Origin of the sequence: Pseudomonas sp. C1C7 (assembly GCF_013359595.1) — a bacterium.
In the GTDB taxonomy this organism is placed as follows: domain Bacteria; phylum Pseudomonadota; class Gammaproteobacteria; order Pseudomonadales; family Pseudomonadaceae; genus Aquipseudomonas.
In genome coordinates this window covers 29,786-55,284 of sequence record NZ_JABFMP010000004.1, presented here as the reverse complement: position 1 = coordinate 55,284, position 25,499 = coordinate 29,786, and the positions used below count along the sequence as shown (strand labels likewise).

At 58.5% G+C, this 25,499-nt stretch carries 21 protein-coding genes and 2 tRNA genes; 2 read left to right on the top strand and 21 right to left on the bottom strand.

The window, feature by feature from the left end:
• Positions 1-3: 3 nt before the first annotated feature.
• The 13 genes from truB to rlmE all read right to left on the bottom strand — a co-directional run bounded on the left by truB (position 4) and on the right by rlmE (position 12,620).
• Positions 4-921 carry a tRNA pseudouridine(55) synthase TruB gene (gene truB / locus HNO86_RS04805; RefSeq protein ID WP_175375874.1) on the bottom strand — a complete coding sequence of 306 codons (918 nt, stop codon included), beginning with the start codon at positions 919-921 and terminating at the stop codon, positions 4-6.
• Between the two features lie 3 nt (positions 922-924).
• Positions 925-1,326, bottom strand: coding sequence for a 30S ribosome-binding factor RbfA (gene rbfA, locus HNO86_RS04800; protein ID WP_175375873.1), 402 nt, complete (start codon positions 1,324-1,326; stop codon positions 925-927).
• A 159-nt stretch (positions 1,327-1,485) separates the two neighbouring features.
• Positions 1,486-4,020, bottom strand: coding sequence for a translation initiation factor IF-2 (gene infB, locus HNO86_RS04795; protein WP_175375872.1), 2,535 nt, complete (start codon positions 4,018-4,020; stop codon positions 1,486-1,488).
• Positions 4,021-4,047: 27 nt separating this feature from the next.
• Positions 4,048-5,529: a transcription termination factor NusA gene (nusA, locus tag HNO86_RS04790; protein ID WP_175375871.1), complete on the bottom strand. Its 1,482-nt coding sequence runs from the start codon at positions 5,527-5,529 to the stop codon at positions 4,048-4,050.
• A 47-nt stretch (positions 5,530-5,576) separates the two neighbouring features.
• Positions 5,577-6,035 carry a ribosome maturation factor RimP gene (gene rimP / locus HNO86_RS04785; RefSeq protein WP_085728105.1) on the bottom strand — a complete coding sequence of 153 codons (459 nt, stop codon included), beginning with the start codon at positions 6,033-6,035 and terminating at the stop codon, positions 5,577-5,579.
• Positions 6,036-6,172: 137 nt separating this feature from the next.
• A tRNA-Met gene (locus tag HNO86_RS04780) sits at positions 6,173-6,249 on the bottom strand.
• Positions 6,250-6,346: 97 nt separating this feature from the next.
• Positions 6,347-6,432: transfer RNA gene (locus tag HNO86_RS04775), tRNA-Leu, on the bottom strand.
• A 22-nt stretch (positions 6,433-6,454) separates the two neighbouring features.
• Positions 6,455-6,838 (bottom strand): preprotein translocase subunit SecG, encoded by a 384-nt coding sequence (gene secG, locus HNO86_RS04770; protein ID WP_017336473.1) that lies wholly within the window; start codon positions 6,836-6,838, stop codon positions 6,455-6,457.
• Positions 6,839-6,842: 4 nt separating this feature from the next.
• The gene (gene tpiA, locus HNO86_RS04765; RefSeq protein ID WP_175375870.1) at positions 6,843-7,598 is read right to left on the bottom strand and encodes a triose-phosphate isomerase; all 756 of its coding nucleotides are present in this window, start codon (positions 7,596-7,598) and stop codon (positions 6,843-6,845) included.
• Between the two features lie 66 nt (positions 7,599-7,664).
• Positions 7,665-9,002, bottom strand: coding sequence for a phosphoglucosamine mutase (gene glmM / locus HNO86_RS04760; RefSeq protein WP_175375869.1), 1,338 nt, complete (start codon positions 9,000-9,002; stop codon positions 7,665-7,667).
• Positions 9,003-9,018: 16 nt separating this feature from the next.
• Positions 9,019-9,870, bottom strand: a complete 852-nt coding sequence (gene folP, locus HNO86_RS04755) for a dihydropteroate synthase (RefSeq protein WP_175375868.1) — start codon at positions 9,868-9,870, stop codon at positions 9,019-9,021.
• Between the two features lie 8 nt (positions 9,871-9,878).
• Positions 9,879-11,789 carry an ATP-dependent zinc metalloprotease FtsH gene (ftsH, locus tag HNO86_RS04750; protein ID WP_175375867.1) on the bottom strand — a complete coding sequence of 637 codons (1,911 nt, stop codon included), beginning with the start codon at positions 11,787-11,789 and terminating at the stop codon, positions 9,879-9,881.
• A 201-nt stretch (positions 11,790-11,990) separates the two neighbouring features.
• Positions 11,991-12,620 (bottom strand): 23S rRNA (uridine(2552)-2'-O)-methyltransferase RlmE, encoded by a 630-nt coding sequence (gene rlmE, locus HNO86_RS04745; protein WP_175375866.1) that lies wholly within the window; start codon positions 12,618-12,620, stop codon positions 11,991-11,993.
• A 102-nt stretch (positions 12,621-12,722) separates the two neighbouring features.
• Between rlmE and HNO86_RS04740 the strand changes: the two genes are divergently transcribed.
• Positions 12,723-13,031, top strand: a complete 309-nt coding sequence (locus HNO86_RS04740) for a YhbY family RNA-binding protein (RefSeq protein WP_007942889.1) — start codon at positions 12,723-12,725, stop codon at positions 13,029-13,031.
• A 9-nt stretch (positions 13,032-13,040) separates the two neighbouring features.
• Here HNO86_RS04740 and HNO86_RS04735 read toward each other — a convergent pair whose 3' ends face one another.
• The 8 genes from HNO86_RS04735 to grpE form a co-directional block, all read right to left on the bottom strand.
• Positions 13,041-13,424: an MFS transporter gene (locus tag HNO86_RS04735; RefSeq protein WP_175376041.1), complete on the bottom strand. Its 384-nt coding sequence runs from the start codon at positions 13,422-13,424 to the stop codon at positions 13,041-13,043.
• Between the two features lie 49 nt (positions 13,425-13,473).
• On the bottom strand, positions 13,474-13,950 hold the full coding sequence (gene greA, locus HNO86_RS04730) for a transcription elongation factor GreA (RefSeq protein ID WP_085728169.1): 477 nt from the start codon (positions 13,948-13,950) through the stop codon (positions 13,474-13,476).
• 2 nt (positions 13,951-13,952) lie between these two features.
• Positions 13,953-17,174 (bottom strand): carbamoyl-phosphate synthase large subunit, encoded by a 3,222-nt coding sequence (carB, locus tag HNO86_RS04725; RefSeq protein ID WP_175375865.1) that lies wholly within the window; start codon positions 17,172-17,174, stop codon positions 13,953-13,955.
• 117 nt (positions 17,175-17,291) lie between these two features.
• Entirely contained in the window at positions 17,292-18,428 is a 1,137-nt protein-coding gene (gene carA / locus HNO86_RS04720) for a glutamine-hydrolyzing carbamoyl-phosphate synthase small subunit (RefSeq protein ID WP_175375864.1), read from the bottom strand.
• Between the two features lie 259 nt (positions 18,429-18,687).
• On the bottom strand, positions 18,688-19,491 hold the full coding sequence (gene dapB, locus HNO86_RS04715) for a 4-hydroxy-tetrahydrodipicolinate reductase (RefSeq protein WP_175375863.1): 804 nt from the start codon (positions 19,489-19,491) through the stop codon (positions 18,688-18,690).
• A 10-nt stretch (positions 19,492-19,501) separates the two neighbouring features.
• On the bottom strand, positions 19,502-20,626 hold the full coding sequence (gene dnaJ, locus HNO86_RS04710) for a molecular chaperone DnaJ (RefSeq protein ID WP_077046412.1): 1,125 nt from the start codon (positions 20,624-20,626) through the stop codon (positions 19,502-19,504).
• Positions 20,627-20,925: 299 nt separating this feature from the next.
• Positions 20,926-22,842: a molecular chaperone DnaK gene (gene dnaK / locus HNO86_RS04705; RefSeq protein WP_175375862.1), complete on the bottom strand. Its 1,917-nt coding sequence runs from the start codon at positions 22,840-22,842 to the stop codon at positions 20,926-20,928.
• Between the two features lie 102 nt (positions 22,843-22,944).
• A complete protein-coding gene (gene grpE, locus HNO86_RS04700; RefSeq protein WP_095194007.1) occupies positions 22,945-23,511 on the bottom strand; it encodes a nucleotide exchange factor GrpE in 567 nt (188 codons plus the stop codon).
• Positions 23,512-23,751: 240 nt separating this feature from the next.
• Here grpE and recN point away from each other — a divergent pair, with 240 nt between their 5' ends.
• A complete protein-coding gene (gene recN / locus HNO86_RS04695) occupies positions 23,752-25,425 on the top strand; it encodes a DNA repair protein RecN (RefSeq protein WP_175375861.1) in 1,674 nt (557 codons plus the stop codon).
• The last annotated feature ends 74 nt before the right edge of the window (positions 25,426-25,499 follow it).

Genomic DNA, 25,499 nt, shown 5'->3' with positions numbered 1-25,499 from the left:
CGGTCATTCTGACCGAATCAGTCGACGTGGCGCGATGCGCCCGTCTTCGCTCACTTCACCGATCCCGATGAAGCGACCATTGTGATCCTGTACCCGTACCATGCCGAACTTCGGTGCATCGGGGGCACGTACCGGCTGGCCGTTGAGCCAGTAGAACGCGCTCGCTTCCGAGAACTGCAACAGCGGCCAATCCAGCAAGCCGCTGTCCGATGGCATCAGGAAGCGATCGACCGCTTCGTTGCCGCCTTCGGCATGTGCCGCTTCCAGCTCTTCCAGGGTGACGGTTTGCGCCAGGGTGAAAGGCCCGGCCTGGGTCCGTCGCAGTTCTGCAACGTAAGCACCACAACCGAGTTGCTCACCGATATCCTCAACCAGGGTGCGGATATAGGTGCCTTTGGTGCAATCCACCGCAAGTCGCGCAGTATCACCTTCGAAGGCCAGTAATTCCAAGCGCGTAATAGTAACAGAACGCGGTTCACGCTCCACTACTTCGCCAGCACGGGCCAACTTGTACAGTGGCTGCCCGTCACGCTTGAGGGCCGAGTACATCGGCGGTATCTGTTTGATTTCCCCTCGGAAATTCGGCAGAACCGCTTCCATCTCGGTGCGACCAACGGTCACCGGACGCTCCAGCAAAACTTCACCTTCGGCATCCGCCGTCGTGGTGGTCTTGCCCAGTTGCGCCAGGGTTTCGTAACCCTTGTCGGAATCGAGCAGGTATTGCGAGAACTTGGTGGCCTCGCCGAAGCACAGCGGCAGCACGCCGGTGGCCAGCGGGTCGAGGCTGCCGGTGTGACCGGCCTTCTCGGCATTCAGCAACCAGCGGACCTTCTGCAGCGCGGAGTTGGAAGTAAACCCCAACGGCTTGTCGAGCAGGATGATACCGCTGACGTTACGACGGATACGTTTGACCTGAGCCACCGGTTACTCCTTGGTGCCTTCGGCGTCTGCCGCAACCGTGTGCTGGCTGTCTTCAGCCACTGCGCGTTCGATCAAAGCCGACAGATGCGCACCGCGCACGACACTTTCATCGTAGTGGAAGTGCAGCTGTGGAACGCTGCGCAGCTTCATCTCGCGAGCCAGCTGCATACGCAGGAAGCCGGCGGCGGAGTTCAGCACCTTGATGCTTTGTGCGATTTCTTCGTGGCCATCCTGGCCCATCACGGTGATGAAGATCTTGGCGTGACCGACGTCACGGCTGACTTCCACAGCGGTAATGGTGACCAGGCCGACACGCGGGTCTTTGACTTCACGACGGATCAGTTGTGCCAGCTCGCGCTGCATTTGATCGCCGATCCGTTGGGTACGGCTGTATTCTTTTGCCATGTCTTGTTACCTGTTACTGCCCCATGGCGAAACCCATGAGGTCTGAAAGCGGCAAACGCCCGGCCTGACGGAAGCCAGACCGGGCGTTGCGTTTAGAGTCCTGACACCATGCCGCGCATCTGCATGCGGCGACCTGGCGTGGCCCTTGAAGTGCGCGAGTTAGAGGCTGCGAGCAACCTGAACCTTCTCGAAGACTTCGATCTTGTCACCGACCTTGACGTCGTTGTAGCTCTTGACGCCGATACCGCATTCCATGCCGGAACGCACTTCGGAAGCGTCATCCTTGAAGCGGCGCAGGGATTCCAGCTCGCCTTCGAAGATAACGATGTCTTCACGCAGTACGCGGATTGGACGGTTACGGTGAACGACACCTTCGATAACCATGCAACCGGCGATCGCGCCAAACTTCGGCGAACGGAACACGTCACGCACTTCGGCCACACCCAGGATGTTCTCGCGAACATCGCTGCCGAGCATGCCGGTCAGGGCTTTCTTGACGTCTTCGATGATGTCGTAGATCACGTTGTAGTAACGCATATCCAGACCTTCCTGCTCGACGATCTTGCGAGCACCGGCATCGGCACGCACGTTGAAGCCGAACAGTACAGCGTTGGAGGCCAGTGCCAGGTTGGCGTCGGACTCGGTGATACCACCGACACCGCCACCGACTACGCGCACTTGCACTTCGTCGTTGCCCAGGCCATTCAGAGCGCCCTGCAGAGCTTCCAACGAACCACGGACGTCGGATTTGAGGACGATGTTGAGCGTCTTCTTCTCTTCCTGACCCATGCTTTCGAAGATGTTTTCCAGCTTGCCTGCGTGAGCACGAGCCAGTTTGACTTCGCGGAACTTGCCTTGACGGAACAGAGCCACTTCACGGGCTTTCTTCTCGTCGGCAACCACGCTCATCTCGTCGCCAGCGTCCGGGGTACCGTCCAGGCCGAGAATCTCGACAGGGATGGCCGGACCGGCTTCCTTGATTGGCTTGCCGTTCTCGTCGAGCATGGCGCGAACGCGGCCATAGTTCGAACCGACCAGGACCATGTCGCCTTGACGCAGGGTACCGTCCTGAACCAGAACGGTCGCCACCGGGCCACGGCCCTTGTCCAGACGGGACTCAACCACGACGCCTCGGCCAGGAGCCGAAGGAGTAGCGGTCAGTTCCAGAACTTCGGCCTGCAGCAGAACGGCTTCGAGCAGTTCGTCGACGCCGGTACCCATCTTCGCGGAAACCGGTACGAATGGAGTATCACCACCCCAATCTTCCGAAGTCACGCCGTGAACCGACAGTTCGCTACGGATGCGATCGAGATCGGCGCCCGGCTTGTCGATCTTGTTCACCGCGACGACCAGCGGAACGCCGGCAGCCTGAGCGTGTTGAACGGCTTCAACGGTCTGTGGCATCACGCCGTCGTCCGCTGCAACCACCAGGATCACGATGTCGGTCGCCTTGGCACCACGGGCACGCATTGCGGTAAACGCGGCGTGACCCGGGGTATCGAGGAACGTCACCATGCCACGGTCGGTTTCAACGTGGTATGCGCCGATGTGCTGGGTAATACCACCGGCTTCGCCAGCAGCTACCTTGGCACGACGGATGTAGTCGAGCAGGGAAGTCTTACCGTGGTCAACGTGGCCCATTACGGTCACGACTGGTGCACGGGCAACTGCCTCGCCTTCAAACTTCAGGGACTCGGCCAGGGAATCTTCCAGGGCGGTGTCGCTGATCAGGGTCACTTTGTGGCCCAGTTCCTCGGCAACCAGCTGGGCAGTTTCCTGATCCAGTACCTGGTTGATGGTCGCTGGAGTACCCAGTTTGAACATGAACTTGATGATTTCAGCAGCCTTGACCGACATCTGTTGGGCCAGATCGCCCACAGTGATGGTCTCGCCGATCTTCACTTCGCGCACGACAGGACCGGTAGGGTTCTGGAAACCGTGGGCGTTGCGTTTCTTCAGCTTGGCCTTGCCGCCACGACCGCCGCGACGGAAGCCATCGCTTTCTTCGTCGGTAGTACGTGGGGCAACGCGTACCGCTGGCGCCTTTTCCTTGACCGAAGCACGGTGCGGAGCGTTTTTGCGCTCGCCATCACCGTTGCCGCGACGATTGTTCTCGTCTGCACGCGGCTTGTCCGGACGACGCTGTTCGTCGCGCTTGCGGGTATCGGCAGCAGGCGCAGGAGCCGCCGCCACGACCGGAGCGCTTTCACGCACAGGCTCGACGACCGGAGCAGGCGCTGCAACTGGCTCGACCGGCGCAACAGGCGCTGCAACTGGAGCAGGCTGGCGGCGCGCTTCTTCTTCGGCGCGACGCTTGGCTTCTTCTTCAGCCTTCTGACGGGCAGCATTTTCTACTGCGCGACGTTCATCCAGTTCACGCTTGCGCTCGGCTTCGATTTCTTCCGGGCTGCGCTGTACGAAGACTTTCTTCTTGCGTACTTCAACGCTGATGCTTTTGCTGCCGGCAACACGCAGGGTGCTGGTGGTTTTACGCTGCAGCGTAATCTTGCGTGGTTCTTCCACTTTCGCCTTGTGGCTGCTTTTCAAGTGAGTCAGCAGGGATTGCTTCTCACTGTCAGTCACATGTTCTTCGGCGGCGGTGTGCGGCAGACCTGCCTCACGCATCTGCTGCAACAGGCGCTCTACCGGTGTTTTGACCTCATCGGCCAGTTGTTTCACCGTGACTTGCGTCATGCACTTCTCTCCTCAGGCCGCGCCTAATTACTCGAACCAGTGGGCTCGGGCGGCCATGATCAACTTGCCGGCACGATCTTCGTCGATGCCGTCGATGTCGAGCAGATCGTCAATAGACTGCTCGGCCAGGTCTTCGCGGGTAATCACGCCGCGCACCGCCAGTTCCATCGCCAAATCCTTGTCCATACCCTCAAGCGAGAGCAGGTCTTCGGCCGGATGGGCGTCTGCCAGCTTTTCCTCGGTAGCGATGGCTTTGGTCAACAAACGATCCTTGGCACGAGCGCGAAGCTCGTTGACGATCTCTTCGTCAAAGCCGTCGATGTTGAGCATTTCTTCCAACGGTACGTAGGCAATCTCTTCCAGGCTGGTGAAGCCTTCATCTACCAGCACCTGTGCCAGCTCTTCGTCGACTTCCAGCTCGTCGATGAAGTTGCGCAGGATGTCGCCGGTTTCTGCTTGCTGCTTGGCCTGGATGTCCGATTCGGTCATCACGTTCAGGGTCCAGCCAGTCAACTGGCTCGCCAGACGCACGTTCTGACCACCGCGACCGATGGCCTGAGCCAGATTGTCTGCGCCAACGGCGATGTCCATGGCGTGGGCATCTTCGTCAACGATAATGGCCGCAACTTCAGCCGGGGACATGGCATTGATGACGAACTGAGCCGGGTTGTCATCCCACAGAACGATGTCAACACGCTCGCCACCCAACTCGCCCGACACTGCCTGCACACGCGAGCCGCGCATACCGATGCAAGCGCCCTGCGGGTCGATGCGTTTGTCCTTGGAGCGGACGGCGATCTTGGCACGGGATCCCGGATCACGGGATGCAGCCATGACTTCGATCAGACCTTCAGCAATTTCCGGCACTTCGATGCGGAACAGCTCGATCAGCATTTCCGGCGCGGTGCGCGACAGGATCAGCTGCGGGCCGCGGTTCTCGGTGCGGATTTCCTTGAGCAGCGCACGCAGACGCACGCCAACCCGGAAGGTTTCGCGAGAAATGATGTCTTCACGGGCCAGCAACGCTTCGGCGTTGTTGCCCAGATCGACGATCACATTGTCGCGGGTCACTTTCTTTACGGTGCCGGAGATGATTTCGCCCAGGCGCTCGCGGTAAGCGTCAACCACCTGGGCGCGCTCGGCTTCGCGAACTTTCTGCACGATGACTTGCTTGGCAGTCTGTGCAGCGATACGACCGAATTCGATCGACTCGATCTTCTCTTCGACGACATCACCGACCTTGGCGCCAGGGTGCGTTTGAGCAACCTTGCTTGGCCAGGTTTCGATGGCTGGATCGTCCAGATCATCTTCTTCCACGACAGTCCAGCGACGGAAAGTCTCGTAGGAACCGGTGTGGCGATTGATTTCCACACGCAGATCAACTTCGTCTTCAAAACGCTTTTTGGTAGCAGTGGCCAGAGCCAGCTCCAGCGCTTCGAAAATCACACCTGGCGGTACGCCTTTTTCATTGGATACCGACTCAACAACCAGCAGTACTTCTTTGCTCATCGTACGCCTCGCCTTTCGCAAGCCATTGGATCCGCGGGATCCGCGTCTCAGTCAAAACTGGGAATAATATTGGCCTTGTCGATCATATCGATCGGCAACAGGAACTCATGGTCATCTACCTGCACCACGACGTCCTGCTCTTCTACACCGCGCAGAAGGCCCTGAAAGTTGCGTCGACCTTCAAAAGGCGAGCGCAGTTTGATCTTCACTTGTTCACCGGCAAATTTTGCAAACTGCTCAAGAGTGAACAGAGGGCGTTCCATGCCAGGCGAGGAAACTTCAAGGGTGTACTCAACGGAGATTGGATCTTCAACATCCAGAACACCGCTGATCTGACGGCTGACGATGGCGCAATCGTCCACCAGCACGCCGCCTTCTTTATCGATATAAACGCGCAACATTGAGTGGCGACCTTGCGCCGTGAACTCAATACCCCAGCATTCATAGCCCAGGGCCACGACCACCGGGGCCAGCAAGGCCTGCAACTCTTCTAGCTTGCTCGACACCTGAACCCCCTAGTGCATGTATGTGCATGCCATGAAAATAAAAAAATGGGCGAAACGCCCATCCTTGAAACGCCGTCGAACAGCGGCGTTGAAAGTGTCCAGCTAACAAAAAGCCCCTTAAAAGGGGCTCCTTAAACTGGTTGCGGGGGCCGGATTTGAACCGACGACCTTCGGGTTATGAGCCCGACGAGCTACCAGACTGCTCCACCCCGCGACAAAGCTGGGGCGGAAGTATACGACCGATCCCCTGGAGGGTCAATGTAACCTTCCACCTGCAAGAAAGCCCGCAACAGCGGGCTCTCCTGACTAATTGGTACCGAGAAGGGGACTCGAACCCCTACACCCTATGGGCACAACCACCTCAAGGTTGCGTGTCTACCAATTCCACCACCTCGGCAAAACTACGTTTGAAACCCTTCTTACTTTTGCTCTTGAGCTGGAGGTACGTCAGTCGCTGGAGTAGCCGACTTTTGCTCTTGAAGCACCGGGACATCATCAGAAGCCGGTTGTTGCTTTGGAACTTCCAACACCGCCGGGTTTGGGAGACCTACTTGAGTCAGCTGGTGAGCCTTCTCTTTAGCAAAGTAACCTAACCCCAAGCTGGTTATGAAAAAACCTGCGGCGAGTATAGCAGTAAACTTACTAAGAAAGGTAGAGGAACCTTGGCTTCCGAACACAGTATTTGAAGCACCTGCTCCGAAAGACGCGCCAGCATCCGCACCTTTACCCTGCTGCAGCAATACCAGAGCTACTACGCCCAATGCACCCAGCAGATGAAAAACGACTACGACTGTTTCCAGCATTTTTTCAGTTTCCCGCGGCGCGACAAATCGCACCGAACTCATCTGCATTCAGGGACGCCCCACCAATGAGGCCCCCATCGATATCCGGCATGCCGAACAGCTCGACCGCATTGGCCGCCTTCACGCTGCCGCCGTATAGAAGCCGCACACCTTGCGCGACTTCAGAATTCTCTGCCGCCAACTGAGCGCGAATGGCTGCGTGCACATCCTGAGCCTGTTGCGGCGAAGCAGTCAGTCCGGTACCAATGGCCCAGACCGGCTCGTAAGCAATGACCGCGTTTGCAAAAGCACCTACACCCAGCTCGTCGATGATGCTGTTCAGCTGATGCGAGACAACTTCAAGAGTTTTTCCCGCCTCACGCTCTTCGAGGGTTTCCCCTACACACAACACCGGAATCAAGCCACATGCCTGCGCCGCTGCAAACTTGCGGATCAGCATTCCGTCCTGCTCGCCCATGATCTGGCGGCGCTCGGAATGCCCGACAAGCACCAGTGAACAACCTGCGTCCACCAACTGACTCGGCGCAACTTCACCGGTCAACGCACCTTGCATGGATTCCACCGCAGAGTTCTGCGCGCCGACCGAAATCGACTTACCTTCCAAGCCTTCAATCACTTGATTGATATGCAGAAAAGGCGGGAATACCGCTACATCAACACCGCTCGGCAAGGCCATCTCACGAAGGCCATTGATCAGCTCAGCGACGCTGGCGCGGGTACCGTGCATCTTCCAGTTACCAGCTACCATAGGGCGACGCATGCTGTACCTCGTCGGTCAAAGTGGGCGCAGATGTTACCCAACACAATCATGGCTGGCAAGCCGAAATCAGGCAGAAACTTCAGTAACCAGTTTTGCCAGCTCTTCAGCGTACGCACGAACCTGCTTTTCATCCTCGCCTTCGACCATCACGCGCACCAGCGGCTCGGTCCCGGACTTGCGCAACAGCACACGCCCGCGCCCGGCCATGGCCTTGGTCACGCGCTCGCTGGCTTCCTTGACTGACGGGTGATCCAAAGGACTGGCACCGCCACCGAAACGCACATTGATCAGCACTTGAGGGCACTTGCGCAGCGCCTGGCGAGCCTGCCCCAAACTTTCGGAGCGGGTTTTCAGCGCCATCAGCACTTGCAGCGCAGCGATAATCGCATCACCGGTGGTGGTGTGATTGAAGCAAACGATGTGACCGGAGTTCTCACCGCCCACCAGCCAGTTGCGCTCGAGCAGATCAGCAATCACGTAACGATCGCCAACATTGGCGCGTACGAACGGAATCGACAGATCCGCCAGGGCCAACTCCAACCCCAGATTGCTCATCAGCGTCCCGACAACACCGCCTTGCAACTTGTCACGCTCGTGCAGATCGCGAGCGATGATGTACAGCAGCTCGTCACCATCGACGATAGCGCCAGTGTGATCGACCATCAGAACCCGGTCGCCATCACCGTCGAATGCAATACCCAGGTCGGCGTGCTCGGCCAGAACGGCAGCCTGCAACTGACCCATGTGGGTCGAACCGCAATTGTCGTTGATGTTCAAGCCGTTGGGCTGTGCCGACAGCACCACTACATCGGCACCCAACTCACGGAAAACACTAGGCGCCACCTTGTAGGTCGCGCCATGAGCACAGTCGATAACGATTTTCAGACCGGAGAAGCTTGAACCGGTCGGCACGCTGCTCTTGCAGAATTCGATGTAACGCCCCGAGGCGTCGTTGATACGTGAAACCTTGCCGATCTTGCTCGACTCGACCACGGTCATCGGCGTGTCCAGCAGCTCTTCGATCATCTGCTCGACTTCATCCGGGAGCTTGGTGCCCTTGCCCGAGAAGAACTTGATGCCATTGTCATCATGGGGGTTGTGCGAAGCACTGATCACGATGCCGGCTTCGGCATGGAAAGTACGCGTCAGATAGGCGATGGCAGGTGTCGGCATCGGACCGAGAAGCATGACGTCAGCACCAGCAGAGGTGAGACCGGCCTCAAGCGCAGATTCGAACATGTAACCGGAAATCCGGGTGTCCTTGCCTACCAGCACCTTGCAGGCACCCATCTTGCGAAACGCCATGCCCGCGGCCCAACCGAGCTTGAGCATGAAATCAGGAGTGATCGGGTATTCGCCTACTCGACCACGAATGCCGTCGGTACCAAAATATTTCCTAGTCATAAACGCTCCATCATTCTTATTCGGCTGATTCCACTGCGGCGATCATCTTCACCACATCGACTGTTTCGGCTACATCATGGACGCGCAATATACGCGCACCTTTTTGCGAAGCCAGCGCCGCCAGGGCAAGGCCGCCATAGAGGCGCTCACCCACCGGCCGATTCAACGCCTGCCCTATCATGCTCTTGCGCGAAACCCCGACCAACAGGGGCCTGCCGAAGGCATGCAAAGCTTCCATATGTTTGAACAAGCTTAGATTGTGCTGCAACGTTTTTGCGAAGCCGAAGCCTGGATCGAGAATGATTCGTTCGGCAGGAATACCCGCCGACTCACACCGAGCCATGCGCTCGGCAAGAAACTCGCCCACTTCCTTCGTGACGTCCTGATATTGAGGATTGTCCTGCATGTCACCCGGCTCACCGAGCATGTGCATCAGACAAACCGGCAATCCTGTCGCCGCCGCCGCATCAAGCGCACCATCACGGCGCAATGAGCGCACGTCATTGATCAGTCCGGCACCCAATCGCGCCGTTTCACGCATGACGGCTGGCGTAGAAGTATCAACGGAAATAATGACATCCAGCTCGCGGTGGATACGCTCGACTATCGGCGCAACGCGCTCGAGCTCCTCCAGCGGCGACACGGCCTTGGCACCCGGGCGCGTCGACTCACCACCCACATCGATCAGAGTCGCCCCGGCCGCCACCATGCCTTCGGCGTGGCGCAAAGCCGCATCGAGCTGGCTGTACTTGCCGCCATCGGAAAAGGAATCGGGAGTGACATTGAGAATGCCCATGACATGTGTCTGGGCCAAATCAAGAACCCGGTTGCCGCAAGGCAACCGGGTCGAGGACTGAACAGAAGTCATTTCAAACCTTAAACGTCAGCAGCTGGACCGCCGATAGGTGTTTGCGGACGCTCATCCTGTACCACCGGAGGGGTTCCGGAAGTACCTGTGCCACCCGACCAATCACGAGGCTCGCGAGGGGTGCGGCCTGCCATGATGTCGTCGATCTGCTCGGCATCGATGGTTTCGTACTTCATCAGGGCATCAGCCATGGCGTCGAGCTTGTCACGGTTGTCCGTGAGGATCTGCTTCGCAGTGCCGTAGCAGTGATCGATGATGCTGCGGACTTCGGAGTCGATCAGTTTCGCGGTCTCACCCGAGAAGCTTGCATTCTGACCACCGCCGCCGCGACCGAGGAATACTTCACCTTCTTCTTCGGCGTACATCAGCGGACCGAGTTTTTCGGACAGCCCCCACTTGGTCACCATGTTCCGCGCAATCTGGCTGGCACGCATGATGTCGTTGGAAGCACCGGTGGTCACGCCATCGAAGCCCAAGGTCATTTCTTCAGCGATACGACCACCGTAGAGCGAGCAGATCTGACTGATCAACGCACGCTTGGACAGGCTGTAGCGGTCCTCTTCCGGCAGGAACATGGTCACACCCAGCGCACGACCGCGCGGAATGATCGAAACCTTGTACACCGGATCATGCTCAGGCACGACGCGACCAACAATGGCGTGGCCCGCTTCGTGGTAAGCGGTGTTCTGCTTTTCCTTTTCGGACATGACCATGGATTTGCGCTCAGCACCCATCATGATCTTGTCTTTTGCCAATTCGAACTCTTTCATCTCGACAAGGCGCTTGCCCGCACGAGCGGCGAACAGCGATGCCTCATTCACCAGGTTTGCCAGGTCGGCACCCGAAAAGCCTGGAGTACCACGAGCGATGACGGCCGCAGCCACATCGTCACCCATTGGCACTTTGCGCATGTGAACCTTGAGGATCTGTTCACGACCACGGATATCCGGCAGACCCACCACAACCTGACGGTCGAAACGGCCTGGTCGCAGCAGAGCCGGGTCAAGTACATCTGGACGGTTGGTCGCCGCAATCACGATGATGCCGTCGTTCATTTCGAAGCCGTCCATCTCTACCAGCAACTGGTTGAGAGTCTGCTCGCGCTCATCGTGACCACCGCCCATACCGGCGCCACGGTGGCGACCGACGGCGTCGATTTCATCGATGAAAATGATGCATGGCGCATGCTTCTTGGCCTGTTCGAACATGTCGCGAACGCGACTGGCACCCACACCAACGAACATTTCGACGAAGTCGGAACCGGAAATGGTAAAGAAAGGAACTTTTGCTTCGCCGGCGATGGCTTTGGCCAGGAGGGTCTTACCAGTACCTGGAGGACCGACCATCAGCACGCCGCGAGGGATGCGACCACCCAGACGCTGGAACTTGCCCGGGTCACGGAGGAATTCTACGAGTTCGCCAACTTCTTCCTTGGCTTCGTCGCAACCGGCAACGTCAGCCAGCGTGGTTTTTACCTGATCTTCGGAGAGCAGGCGCGCCTTGCTTTTACCGAAGCTCATCGGCCCGCCCTTCCCGCCGGCACCACCCTGCATCTGCCGCATGAAGAACATGAACACGGCAATGATCACCAGGATCGGGAAGCTTGCGACCAGGAGTTGGGTCCAGATGCTTTGCTGTTCAGGCTGCTTGCCTTCGACCACGACGTGATTATCGACCAGGTCACCAATCAGGCCGTTGTCCTGAATGGCAGGACGAATGGTCTTGAAGCTATCGCCATCGTTGCGCTTACCGGTAATCACGTAGCCATCGACGGCCACGCGCTCGACCTTGCCATCCTTGACCTGCTGGATGAAGTCGGAATAGTTAAGGGTCTGCGGCTCGTTAGGGCTGGAGAAGTTGTTCATCACCGTCACCAGGACAGCCGCGATGATCAACCACAGGATCAGATTCTTTGCCATATCGTTCAATTAACTACCCTCTGAAGCAAGCTCCGCTACTGGCGCGCGCTTCGCATGATATTCACCGGCCTAACTTACTACATTACGTACGGCTTGGCAGGCGCCGTCTGTAACCCTTTGTGAAACACTTTCTACACAATATTCGTTAATGCCTGCAGGGCGAAATACGAAAAACCTATCGACCCTACGAAAAACCGCAGTTTATTCGTCTCCGCCGCGATAGCCCCAGGCCAGCATGTATTGCTCGCGGGAACTGCCACGGGAAGAGTCCGGCTTGATCATCTGGATCTTGTCGAACTTCTTGCGAGCGTCCTTCAGGTAAACATCGAACCCTTCGCCCTGGAAAATCTTGATCACAAAATTGCCACCCGGCTTGAGTATCCGATCCGCCAAATCAAGCGCCAGCTCGCAAAGAAACATGGCTTTGGGCATGTCCACTTCAGGCGTACCACTCATATTGGGGGCCATATCGGAAATCACAAGGTCCACCTGCGAATTACCCACGGCTTCAAGAATCCGCGCGAGTACCGAGTCCTCGGTGAAATCCCCCTGGATGAACGTCACATCCGGAATACCGTCCATTTCCAGGATGTCCGAGGCGATCAGACGCCCCTGACCACCGATCAGCCGGCTCGTGACCTGCGACCAGCCACCAGGCGCCGCGCCCAGGTCGACCACGCTCATTCCCGGGCGGATCAGTTTGTATTTCTCCTGGATTTCCAGAAGCTTGTAACTCGCACGCGAGCGGTAGCCATCCTTCTGCGCCTGCTTCACATAGGGATCGTTGACATGTCTTTTCAGCCAACCAAGGCTTGTCTTGGAACGCGCCACTGGGCACCTCGATGATTAGGGTCGTGATTAATTGGGCGGATCAACGAGCCCTCGGGTAAAATGGCCGCCATTTTACAGAATCCAGACGAAAGGGTCAGATTTATGCCGCTCACTCAAGAGCAGAAGAAACAGTACAAATCCATTGGCCACCATCTGAAACCAGTTCTGATTGTGGCAGACAACGGTTTGACTGAAGGTGTGTTAGCCGAACTTGAACGCGCGTTGGCGGATCACGAACTGATCAAGATCAAGCTCAATATCCTGGATCGCGAATCGCGCCTGGCCTCCATTGCAGAACTGTGCAAGGTCGGCAAGGCAGATCTGGTTCAGGTCATCGGCAAGATGGCGTTGATTTACCGCAAGAACTTCAGCGTCAACAAGCAGCTGTCGAACGTCCATCGCTTCAAGTGATGACAAGGGTCAAGGGTGTGCTTCGCGCACCCTGCCACTCCATCCCGGCACCGCCTGCAACACCAGCAGCAGCCCGGAAAAACCCAGTACAAGATAGCTGAACACCTGCCAGCGCACCGCCTCCGGCCAGCCAACACGCACCGCGAAATACATCGCACACGCATACAGCGCCATCAACAGCAGTTGCCCGCGAATATCCCGCCACAGACTGGCAAGGCCCTCGGCCTGAACCAGCACCAGAACCTGAAAAACCACGCATACCGCGGCAAATCCCACCGTCACGGCATACAAAACAGAGGCAATCTCGTCGACCAGCAGCGGCGCCAGGTCAATTCGACCCAGCACCGGCAGCAAGCCGATCTGCAGCAACCACAAACCGCCGACCCACAACATCTGAGCCAGCTGCCAAAGGACGGCGCCCGCACGAAGCGGGCGCTCACCTTCAGATGTGACGAACTTCAACAATCTCGTACTCGATCACGCCACTCGGCGTTTTTACCGCGACCACATCACCCTCTTCCTTGGCAATCAAGGCGCGGGCGATTGGCGAACCGACGGAGATCTTGCCGAGTTTGATGTCTGCCTCGTCCTCACCAACGATCTGGTAAGTCACGCTTTCGTCCGTTTCGACGTTGGCAATTTCGACGGTCGTGCCGAAGATCACCTTGCCGGAGTGAGGAATGGTCGTGACATCGATCACCACAGCATTCTGCATGCGGCCTTCGATATCACGGATCCGCGCCTCGACCATGCCCTGCTCTTCGCGAGCGGCATGGTATTCAGCGTTTTCCTTGAGGTCACCCAGCTCTCGCGCCTCACCGATAGCCTGGCTCAAGCGCGGGCGCTCGACCTTGCTGAGGTACGTCAACTCTTCTTCCAGGGCGCGAGCGCCCTGAACGGTCATCGGGTACTTGGTTATGCTCATGCCTTCAATCCTGCGTGTAGATCCTGCAAGCGGCGTACAGTCTTCTCGGGACCGAACTTCAGCGCTTCGCAGATCGCTTCGCCAGCAGCAATGGTGGTGGTGCAGTAGATCTTGTGCTGCAAGGCATTGCGACGGATGGAGTAGGAGTCAGCGATCGACTGACGACCTTCGGTGGTGTTGATGATCAGGGTGACTTCGTCATTCTTGATCATATCGACCACGTGCGGACGACCCTCGGTCACCTTGTTCACGCGTCGCACCTTCAGGCCTGCCGCTTCGATCAGCTTGGCAGTACCGGCGGTGGCAACCACTTCAAAGCCCAGGTTGATCAGATCACGAGCAACACCGGCAACCAGTGGCTTGTCGTCATCACGCACGCTGATGAAAGCGGTACCACCGGTCGGCAGCACTTCGCTGGCACCCATCTGGGCCTTGGCGAAAGCTTCGCCGAAGGTGTCGCCCACACCCATGACTTCACCGGTGGACTTCATCTCTGGGCCGAGGATCGGGTCGACGCCCGGGAATTTGGCGAATGGGAACACCGCCTCTTTCACGCTGTAGAAGTTCGGAATGATTTCCTTGGTGAAGCCCAGTTCTTTCAGGGTCTTACCGGCCATCACGCGCGCGGCGATCATCGCCAGAGAGACACCGATGCACTTGGACACGAACGGTACGGTACGCGAAGCACGCGGGTTGACTTCGATGACGTAGATGTCTTCGCCTTGCAGCGCGAGCTGTACGTTCATCAGACCGACCACGCCCAGTTCCAGGGCCATTTTCTTGACCTGCTCGCGCATCTCGTCCTGGATGTGCGCCGGCAGCGAGTACGGCGGCAGCGAGCACGCGGAGTCACCGGAGTGAACACCCGCCTGTTCGATGTGCTGCATGATCGCGCCGATCACCACGTCCTTGCCGTCGCTGACCGCATCCACGTCCATCTCGATGGCGCAGTTGAGGAAGTGGTCCAGCAGCACAGGGCTGTCGTTGGACACCTGCACGGCTTCGCGCAGGTAACGCTTGAGTTCTTCTTCCTTGTAGACGATTTCCATCGCACGGCCGCCCAGTACGTAGGACGGACGAACTACCAGCGGGTAACCGATCTTGGCAGCGGCGCGCACGGCTTCGTCTTCGCTGCGCACGGTGGCGTTTGGCGGCTGACGCAGGTTCAGGCGCTCAACCATTTGCTGGAAGCGCTCACGGTCTTCGGCACGGTCGATGGCGTCAGGGCTGGTGCCGATGATTGGCACGCCAGCAGCTTCAAGAGCGCGAGCCAGTTTCAGCGGAGTCTGGCCGCCGTACTGGACGATCACGCCTTTTGGCTTCTCGACACGAACGATTTCCAGCACGTCTTCCAGGGTCACTGGTTCGAAGTACAGACGGTCGGAGGTGTCGTAGTCGGTGGAAACGGTTTCCGGGTTGCAGTTGACCATGATGGTCTCGTAACCGTCGTCACGCAGAGCCAGCGCCGCGTGTACGCAGCAGTAGTCGAACTCGATACCTTGGCCGATACGGTTTGGACCGCCACCGAGGATGATGATCTTGTCACGGCCGGACGGCGCCGCTTCACACTCCTCCTCATAGGTCGAGTACAGGTAAGCGGTGTCGGTAGCGAACTCGGCGGCGCAGGTGTCGACACGCTTGTAGACCGGGAACACTTCCAGCTTCTGGCGGTGAGTACGCAGGTTCTTCTCGGTGACGCCCAGCAGCTTGGCCAGACGCTGATCGGAGAAACCTTTGCGCTTGAGGCGGAACATCAGATTGCGATCAATGGCGGACAGACCGAGGGTCTTGACCTTCTCTTCTTCCTTGATCAGATCTTCGATCTGTACCAGGAACCATGGATCGATCATGTTCATGCCGAAGATGTCTTCGACGCTCAGGCCGGCACGGAAGGCGTCAGCCACGTACCAGATACGCTCGGCGCCTGGCACGGTCAGTTCGCGCTTGAGGATGCTCATGCTGTCCGGGTTGCTCAGGTCGAGCTTCTCGTCCAGACCGCAGACGCCCACTTCCAGACCGCGCAGGGCTTTCTGCAGGGACTCCTGGAAGGTACGGCCGATGGCCATGACTTCACCAACCGACTTCATCTGAGTGGTCAGGCGCGCGTCGGCCTTGGCGAATTTCTCGAAGGCGAAACGTGGCAGCTTGGTGACGACGTAGTCGATGGACGGCTCGAAGGACGCCGGAGTCTTGCCGCCAGTGATGTCGTTCGACAGCTCGTCGAGGGTGTAGCCCACAGCCAGCTTGGCCGCGACCTTGGCGATCGGGAAACCGGTGGCTTTCGAAGCCAGCGCCGAGGAACGGGATACCCGCGGGTTCATCTCGATCACGACCATGCGGCCGGTTTCCGGGCTGATACCGAATTGAACGTTGGAACCGCCAGTTTCCACGCCGATCTCGCGCAATACCGCCAGAGAGGCGTTGCGCATGATCTGGTATTCCTTGTCGGTCAGCGTCTGCGCCGGAGCCACGGTGATCGAGTCACCGGTGTGCACGCCCATCGGGTCGAAGTTTTCGATGGAGCAGACGATGATGCAGTTGTCCTTCTTGTCGCGGACAACTTCCATTTCATATTCTTTCCAGCCAATCAGGGATTCGTCGATCAGCAGCTCTTTGGTCGGCGACAGGTCCAGGCCGCGGGCACAGATTTCTTCGAACTCTTCACGGTTGTAAGCGATACCGCCACCGGTGCCGCCCATGGTGAAGGACGGACGGATGATGCACGGGAAGCCCAGCTTCTCGAGAACCGCGTTGGCCTCTTCCATGCTGTGGGCGATGCCGGAACGCGGGCATTCCAGACCGATGGCCTTCATGGCCTTGTCGAAACGCGAACGGTCTTCGGCTTTGTCGATGGTATCGGCGTTGGCACCGATCATTTCCACGCCGAACTTCTCCAGAACGCCTTCGCGCTCCAGGTCCAGGGCGCAGTTCAGGGCAGTCTGGCCACCCATGGTCGGCAGCAGTGCGTCCGGACGCTCCTTCTCGATGATCTTGGCAACGGTCTGCCACTTGATCGGCTCGATGTAGGTGGCGTCGGCCATGGCCGGGTCGGTCATGATGGTGGCCGGGTTGGAGTTCACCAGGATGACGCGGTAGCCCTCTTCGCGCAGGGCTTTACAGGCCTGGGCGCCGGAGTAGTCGAATTCGCAGGCCTGGCCGATCACGATCGGGCCAGCGCCGAGAATCAGGATGCTTTTAATGTCTGTACGTTTTGGCATGGGTTTGTCACTCAAATCCGCAGGTCAGTCGGCAAGCCGTCTTGCTCAATCTTTGTAGACCTGAGGGGGCCACCGGTATCGGGACCGCCCTCAAGCCCGCTACATCAGGGCGAGCGATCAGCGTCGCTTGGCCATCTCGTTGATGAAGCGATCGAACAGTGGCGCTACGTCGTTCGGGCCAGGGCTGGCTTCAGGGTGACCCTGGAAGCTGAAGGCGCTCTTGTCGGTACGCTCGATCCCTTGCAGGGTGCCGTCGAACAGCGATTTGTGGATCGCGCGGACGTTGGCAGGCAGGGTCGCTTCGTCTACCGCAAAACCGTGGTTCTGGCTGGTAATCATCACGACGCCGGTGTCCAGATCCTGGACCGGGTGGTTGGCACCGTGGTGGCCGTGACCCATTTTCAGGGTCTTGGCGCCGGAAGCCAGGGCCAGCAGCTGGTGACCGAGGCAGATACCGAAGACCGGAATTTCGGTTTCCAGCACGTCCTTGATCGCCTGGATCGCGTAGTCGCAAGGCTCCGGATCGCCAGGACCGTTGGACAGGAACACGCCATCCGGATTCATTGCCAGCACATCGGCGGCAGGCGTTTGCGCAGGAACCACGGTGACGCGGCAACCGCGCTCGACCAGCATGCGCAGGATGTTCACCTTGACGCCGTAGTCGTAGGCCACGACGTGGTACGGCAGGTCAGCAGCTTCGATGGTCGCGTGACTGTCGGTCTTCAGGTCCCAGACCGTCGAACGCCACTCGTAGGTGTCCTTGGTGCTGACGACTTTCGCCAGGTCCATGCCCTTCAGGCCAGGGAAACCCCGGGCTGCGGCGATGGCGGCTTCTTCGGAAATGTTGTCACCGGCCATGATGCAGCCGTCCTGCGCACCTTTTTCACGCAGGATGCGCGTCAGGCGACGGGTGTCGATACCGGCGATGGCCACCACATTGTTGGCCTTCAGGTAATCGGACAGGGACATCGTGTTACGCCAGTTGCTCGCAACCAGTGGCAGGTCACGGATGACCAGGCCGGCGGACCATACGCGGTTCGACTCGGCGTCTTCCGGCGTGGTGCCGGTGTTGCCGATGTGCGGGTAAGTCAGGGTAACGATCTGTTGGGCGTAGGAAGGATCGGTAAGGATTTCCTGATAGCCGGTCATTGCGGTGTTGAACACGACCTCACCAACGGTCTGACCGTCGGCTCCAATGGCTTCGCCGCGAAAAATGCTGCCATCAGCAAGGGCGAGTATGGCTGGCTTAGTCAAGAAGACCTCCCGTAAATAAAGCCTGAAAGGGCGATCGCAGGTTGTAAAAAAGCGGAGTGACGTATGGACACGTCACCCCGCTTCTTCACTGAATTATTCTGCGCGCTTTTAGTGGACACACTAAAGCTGTAGCTTACAGAAAAAGGCTTTTTTGGTCTACCGCCAATGAGCCCGAAAGGCCAGAGAATGCGACAGGTCGTCGCTTGGCGGTGTAAAACCGGGCTCAAACATTGCGTATGAACCCGGTTTCAAGTGCGACTCAGCGCAGGTCGAGTACGTCTTGCATGTCGTACAGGCCAGGCTCGCGACCATCCAGCCACAGCGCGGCACGTACCGCACCCTTGGCGAATGTCATGCGGCTGGAGGCCTTGTGAGTGATCTCGACACGCTCACCTTCAGCGGCGAACAGCACCGTGTGATCACCGACGATGTCACCAGCACGCACAGTGGCAAAACCGATGGTTTCGCGATCACGCGCACCGGTCTGACCTTCGCGACCGTAGACCGCCACCTTCTTCAGGTCGCGACCCAGAGCATCGGCAACCACTTCACCCATACGCACCGCGGTACCCGACGGCGCATCGACTTTATGCCGATGGTGAGCTTCGGTGATTTCGATATCGACATCGTCACCCAGCACACGGGCTGCGGTATCGAGCAGCTTCAGGCACAGGTTCACACCGACACTGAAGTTGGCCGCGAAGACGATCGGGATATCCTTGCCCGCCTCCGCCAGCAATTGCTTCTCTTCAACAGTGAAACCCGTGGTACCGATGATCATCGCCTTGCCATGCTTGCGGCAGAAGGCCAGATTCTTCAGGGTCACGGTCGGGTGAGTGAAGTCGATCAGCACGTCGAACTCGTCAACGACGCGATCCAGATCACCGGACAGCGGCACACCGATACGACCCAGCGCAGCCAGCTCACCGGCATCCGCACCGACCAGCGTGCTGTCGGGACGATCAACCGCCGCCGTCAAACCCGCGCCCGGCGCCTGATGCACCGCTTCAATCAAAGTCTTGCCCATGCGCCCAGCGGCGCCCATCACAGCAATACGTCGCATGCCTGTCTCCTTACAAGTCGCCGAAGAAGCGCTTCACGCCTTCGAACCAGCCAGTGGTTTTCGGTGAGTGGCTATTGTCGTCTGCCAGCGAATTGCGGAACTCTTCCAGCATTTCGCGCTGACGACGACTCAGGTTGACCGGAGTCTCGACCGCGACACGGCACATCAAGTCACCGGCACCGCCGCCACGCACAGGCGCAACGCCCTTGCCACGTACACGGAACTGCTTGCCGGTCTGAGTCCCCTCAGGGATCTTCAGCTTGACCCGACCATCGAGGGTCGGAATCTCCAATTCGCCGCCCAGCGCCGCATCCACGAAGCTGATCGGCACTTCGCAGAACAGATGCTTGCCGTCACGCTGGAAGATGGAGTGTTCACGCACGTTGATGACAACGTACAGGTCGCCAGTCGGACCACCCTGAGCACCCGCCTCACCCTCGCCGGACAGGCGAATGCGGTCACCGGTGTCGACACCCGCCGGCACTTTCACCGACAGCGTCTTGTACTCTTCGACACGACCTTCGCCGTGGCACGAGTCGCATGGATCGGAAATGATCTTGCCCTGGCCATGGCAGCGCGGGCAGGTCTGCTGCACCGAGAAAAAGCCCTGCTGCATGCGAACCTGACCGATGCCGCCGCAAGTCGGGCATGTAACAGGAGAAGAACCTTTCTTGGCGCCCGAACCGTCACACGGCTTGCAGTTGACCAGTGTCGGAACACGGATATTCACGGTCGTGCCGCGCACCGCTTCTTCCAGATCCAGTTCCAGGGTGTAGCGCAGATCACTGCCGCGCTGAGCGCCGCCACGGGAACCACCGCGACCGCCACCGAAGAAATCACTGAAGACATCGCCAAAGATGTCGGAGAAGTTCTGGCCACCGAAACCGGCACCGCCGCCCCCCATGCTCGGGTCGACGCCAGCGTGACCATACTGGTCGTAGGCCGCACGCTTGCTGGAATCGGACAGCACTTCGTAGGCCTCGTTGGCCTCCTTGAATTTCTCTTCCGACGCCTTGTCATCGGGATTACGGTCCGGGTGATGCTTCATCGCCAGGCGACGGTAGGCCTTTTTCAGGTCCGCTTCGCTGGTGCCTCGCTCAACACCCAATACTTCGTAATAGTCACGCTTTGCCATATGTCTTCTGCACTCTTGAGGACGTTCGGCAAACCTCTCCTGAGCTTCGCCAAACTCGTTGAGCCCCAATACAGGCCCGGACCCAACTCACGTCGATTCAACGATCCTGGTCTTTTGGTTCATTGCGGTACTTTCGGCTCGAAAAGCAGGAGCATTTCCGGCCATACCACCAGCATCCGAACGTCGTCGCATGCTGTAAAAATTCGTGTACTCCAGACACGCCAACGCGGGAGCAGGCTCCCGCGCGGCGACATCCTACCAGTCACTGCCCAAAGACAGTCAACCGGCCGACCAACAACTTACTTGTGGTCTTTGACTTCTTCGAACTCGGCATCGACAACGTCGTCAGCCTTTTCAGCCGACTCGCCCTGCTGCGCAGCGCCTTCAGCCGGTTGAGCCTGTTCGGCGTACATCTTCTGAGCCACTGGCGCGGAGACCTTGGACAGCTCTTCGACCTTGGCCTCGATAGCAGCTTTGTCGTCGCCTTTTACGGCAGCTTCCAGGGCAACCACGGCAGCTTCGATGGCAGTCTTCTCTTCAGCGCTCACCTTGTCGCCAGCATCAGCGACCATTTTGCGAGTCGAGTGAACCAGTGCGTCACCCTGGTTACGGGCAGCGGCCAGTTCTTCGAACTTGCGGTCTTCCTCGGCATTGGCCTCGGCGTCACGCACCATGCGCTCGATCTCTTCGTCGGACAGACCGGAGTTGGCCTTGATCACGATCGACTGAGTCTTGCCAGTGGCCTTGTCCTTGGCGCCTACGTGCAGGATGCCGTTGGCGTCGATGTCGAAGGTCACTTCGATTTGTGGCACGCCACGTGGTGCTGGTGGAATCTCGGCCAGGTCGAACTTGCCCAGGGACTTGTTCTGAGCCGCTTGCTTACGCTCACCTTGCAGCACGTGAATGGTCACGGCGCCCTGGTTGTCGTCGGCAGTCGAGAACACTTGCGATTTCTTGGTAGGAATCGTGGTGTTTTTCTCGATCAGCGCAGTCATCACGCCACCCATGGTTTCGATACCCAGGGTCAGCGGGCTGACGTCCAGCAGCAGAACGTCTTTAACGTCGCCAGCCAGAACGGCGCCCTGGATCGCAGCACCCATGGCAACAGCTTCGTCCGGGTTCACGTCCTTGCGAGCTTCTTTGCCGAAGAATTCGGTCACCAGCTTCTGAACCAGTGGCATACGGGTCTGACCGCCCACCAGGATCACGTCGTTGATCGAACCAACGTCGATACCGGAGTCTTTCAGAGCGATGCGGCAAGGCTCGATGGTGCGTTGAACCAGATCTTCCACCAGCGCTTCCAGCTTGGCACGGGAGATCTTCACGTTCAGGTGCTTAGGACCGGTGGCGTCTGCAGTGATGTACGGCAGGTTCACGTCGGTCGACTGAGCGGAAGACAGCTCGATCTTGGCTTTTTCAGCAGCTTCTTTCAGACGCTGCATCGCCAGCGGATCACCTTTGAGGTTCATGCCGCTTTCTTTCTTGAATTCGTCGACGAGGTAGTCGATCAGACGAATGTCAAAGTCCTCACCACCCAGGAAGGTGTCGCCGTTGGTGGCCAACACTTCGAACTGGTGCTCACCGTCGACTTCAGCGATTTCGATCACGGAAACGTCGAAGGTACCGCCACCCAGGTCATAAACGATGACGGTGTGGTCGCCCTTGGCCTTGTCCATACCGTAAGCCAGAGCGGCCGCGGTTGGTTCGTTGATGATACGTTTTACGTCCAGACCAGCGATGCGGCCGGCGTCTTTGGTGGCCTGGCGCTGACTGTCGTTGAAGTAGGCCGGAACGGTGATCACAGCTTCGGTCACTGGCTCGCCGAGGTAGTCTTCGGCGGTCTTCTTCATTTTCTTCAGAATTTCAGCCGAGATCTGTGGCGGAGCCATTTTCTGGCCGTTCACTTCAACCCAGGCGTCATTGTTGTCAGCCTTGACGATCTTGTAAGGGACCATCTGGATGTCTTTCTGAACGACGTCTTCTTCAAAACGACGACCGATCAGACGCTTTACCGCGTACAGGGTGTTGTGCGGGTTGGTCACCGCCTGACGCTTGGCCGACTGGCCAACCAGGATTTCGCCGTCGTTGGCGTAAGCGATGATCGATGGCGTAGTACGCGCGCCTTCGGCGTTTTCAATGACTTTGGCGGTGCCGTTTTCCAGCACGGAGACGCAGGAGTTGGTAGTCCCCAGGTCGATACCGATGATTTTGCCCATGTTCACTCTCCCGAAACTTTGGATTTGGTTGCCGCAGCGGTGGTTGCCAACTGCGGTAGCACTTAAACGCTTGACTTCTAAATGGGGGCCTTTCGGCTAGTTTCAAGCCTGCTCGTCAATAGAAGGCGAAACTGGCGCCGGAGCCTTGCTGACCACGACCATTGCCGGGCGCAGCAGGCGACCGTTGAGCTGGTAGCCCTTCTGGAACACCTTGAGCACGCTGTTTGGCTCCAGGTCTGCGCTTTCCTGCATGGCCATTGCCTGATGCAGAACGGCATTGAACGGTTCGCCATGCGGATCGATCGCTTCCAGCTGATAACGCTTCAGGGTGTCCTGGAACATTTTCAGGGTCAGTTCGATACCTTCGCGCATCGGACGGATGCTTTCGTCATCCGGGCTGGACAATTCCAGGCCGCGCTCCAGGCTGTCGATGATCGGCAGCAGATCGCCGGCGAATTTTTCCAGGGCGAATTTGTGAGCCTTTTCTACATCCTGCTCGGCGCGACGGCGGACGTTCTGCAGATCGGCGGCTACACGCAAAGCCTGATCCTGCGCGCCTGCCAGTTGCTCTTCGAGCACTTGTACACGAGCCGCCAGATCTTCACCCGAAGCCTCGGGCGCCTGATTGGCGTCTGGGTTTTGCGTATCCACTGTCTGTTCGTCAGCCATAAAATTCTCCTTTCAATATCGTCTGCGAGCCTGACTCGCACTTCTGCCCAGCTATATGGGGCTGCAAAATTCAGCTTCAAGGGGCGCCAAGCATTAACCCTACAAAAAACAGCTGCATTGTCATTCCAGGGCGCGCTAAGAATTTCGTCGGCTCAAGCGAATCGAGCTAACGAGGGGCATTGTCAGCCCAAAACAAAACACTGTATAAATAACCAGACCTAAAGCCTGGGAGCGGCCTTCATGCTGGTGCACCTGTCCGTACACAACTACGCCATCGTTGAACATCTCGATCTCGAACTCGATCGCGGGATGAGCGTGATCACCGGGGAAACCGGCGCCGGCAAGTCGATCATGCTCGACGCCCTGGGCCTGACCCTCGGTGATCGAGCCGACAGCGGCGTGGTCCGCCCCGGCGCGGACAAGGCCGATATCCTGGCAACCTTCGACCTGGCCGACATCCCGGAAGCCGGCGCCTGGCTGGCCGAGCGCGATCTCGAGAACGATGGCCCGTGCATCCTGCGCCGGGTCATCACCGCCGAGGGACGCTCGCGCGGCTATATCAATGGCACGCCCTGCCCTCTGGGCGACCTGAAGGCGCTGGGCGAACTGCTGATCGACATTCATAGCCAGCACGAACACCAATCCCTGCTCAAGACCGACACCCACCGACGCCTGCTCGACGAGTACGCCGGCGCGACGGATCTTGCCCGCCAGGTACAGCTGGCCGCGCAGCGCTGGCGCCAGACTCGCCAGGAACTGGAGCGCCTTTCCAACTCGGGCGACGAGCAGCGTGCCCGCCATCAGTTACTCAGTTATCAGCTGGAAGAACTGGAAAACCTCGGCCTTGGCGACAACGAGCTTGAGCAACTGGAGCAGGAACACAAGAACCTGACCAACGCCGAAACCCTGCTGGGCATCTGCCGGCAAGTGGTCGAGCAATGCAGCGAAAGTGATTCCGGCAATGTGCTTAACGCCCTCACCGCCAGCCTGAACCGCCTGTCGAGCGTCAACAGTTCGATCGGCGCGCTGGGTGAGGCGAGCAGTCTGCTGACCAGCGCACAGATCCAGGTCGAAGAAGCCGTGGGCGAACTGAACCGCTTCCTCGACAACTTCGATGCCGACCCCTCGCGCCTTCAGTATCTGGAAGAACGCCTGGACGCTATCTATACCCTGGCGCGCAAACACCGCATCCAGCCAACTGAAGTCGGCGAAATGCAGCAAAAGCTGCTGGAAGAAATCGAAACCCTGAATGCCAATGACGAATCCATCGAGCGACTGAGCGACGAACTGTCGTCCTACGCTCGTCATTATCAGGAGAAGGCACGGGAGCTGAGCGACCTGCGCCACCAGGCATCCGGCAGCCTGGCCAGCGCCGTGGAACAGGAAATCCAGCGTCTGGGCATGCCGGGGGGGCGCTTCACCATCGAGTTGCGCCCCAACAGCGGCGATGAACTGCTGCCGAACGGACTGGAACAAGTGGAATTGCTGGTCAGCGCCAACCCCGGCCAGCCTTTGAAGGCGCTGGCGAAAGTTGCATCGGGCGGTGAGTTGTCACGGATCAGCCTGGCCATTCAGGTGATCACCGCACAAACCTCTCGTGTACCGACACTGGTGTTCGACGAAGTGGACGTGGGTATCGGCGGCCCGACAGCCGAAATTGTCGGCCAATTACTGCGTCGACTTGGGGAGAGAGGGCAGGTTCTGACCGTGACTCACTTGCCGCAAGTGGCAGCTCAGGGTCATCAACACCTGTTTGTGCACAAGGTAAGAGGCGAAGATGCGACCCGCACCGCCGTCTCGAAGCTGAACAAGAACGACCGGGTCGAAGAGGTGGCTCGCATGCTGGGCGGCATCGACCTCACCAAGGAGTCCTTGGCTCATGCCAAGAAAATGGTGGTCGCGGCGAAAGCCTGAGACCGGCAGAAAGCACGAAGGCGACCCTGGGGTCGCCTTCGTTCGTTTCGCGAACCTTGAATTCGCGCGACATG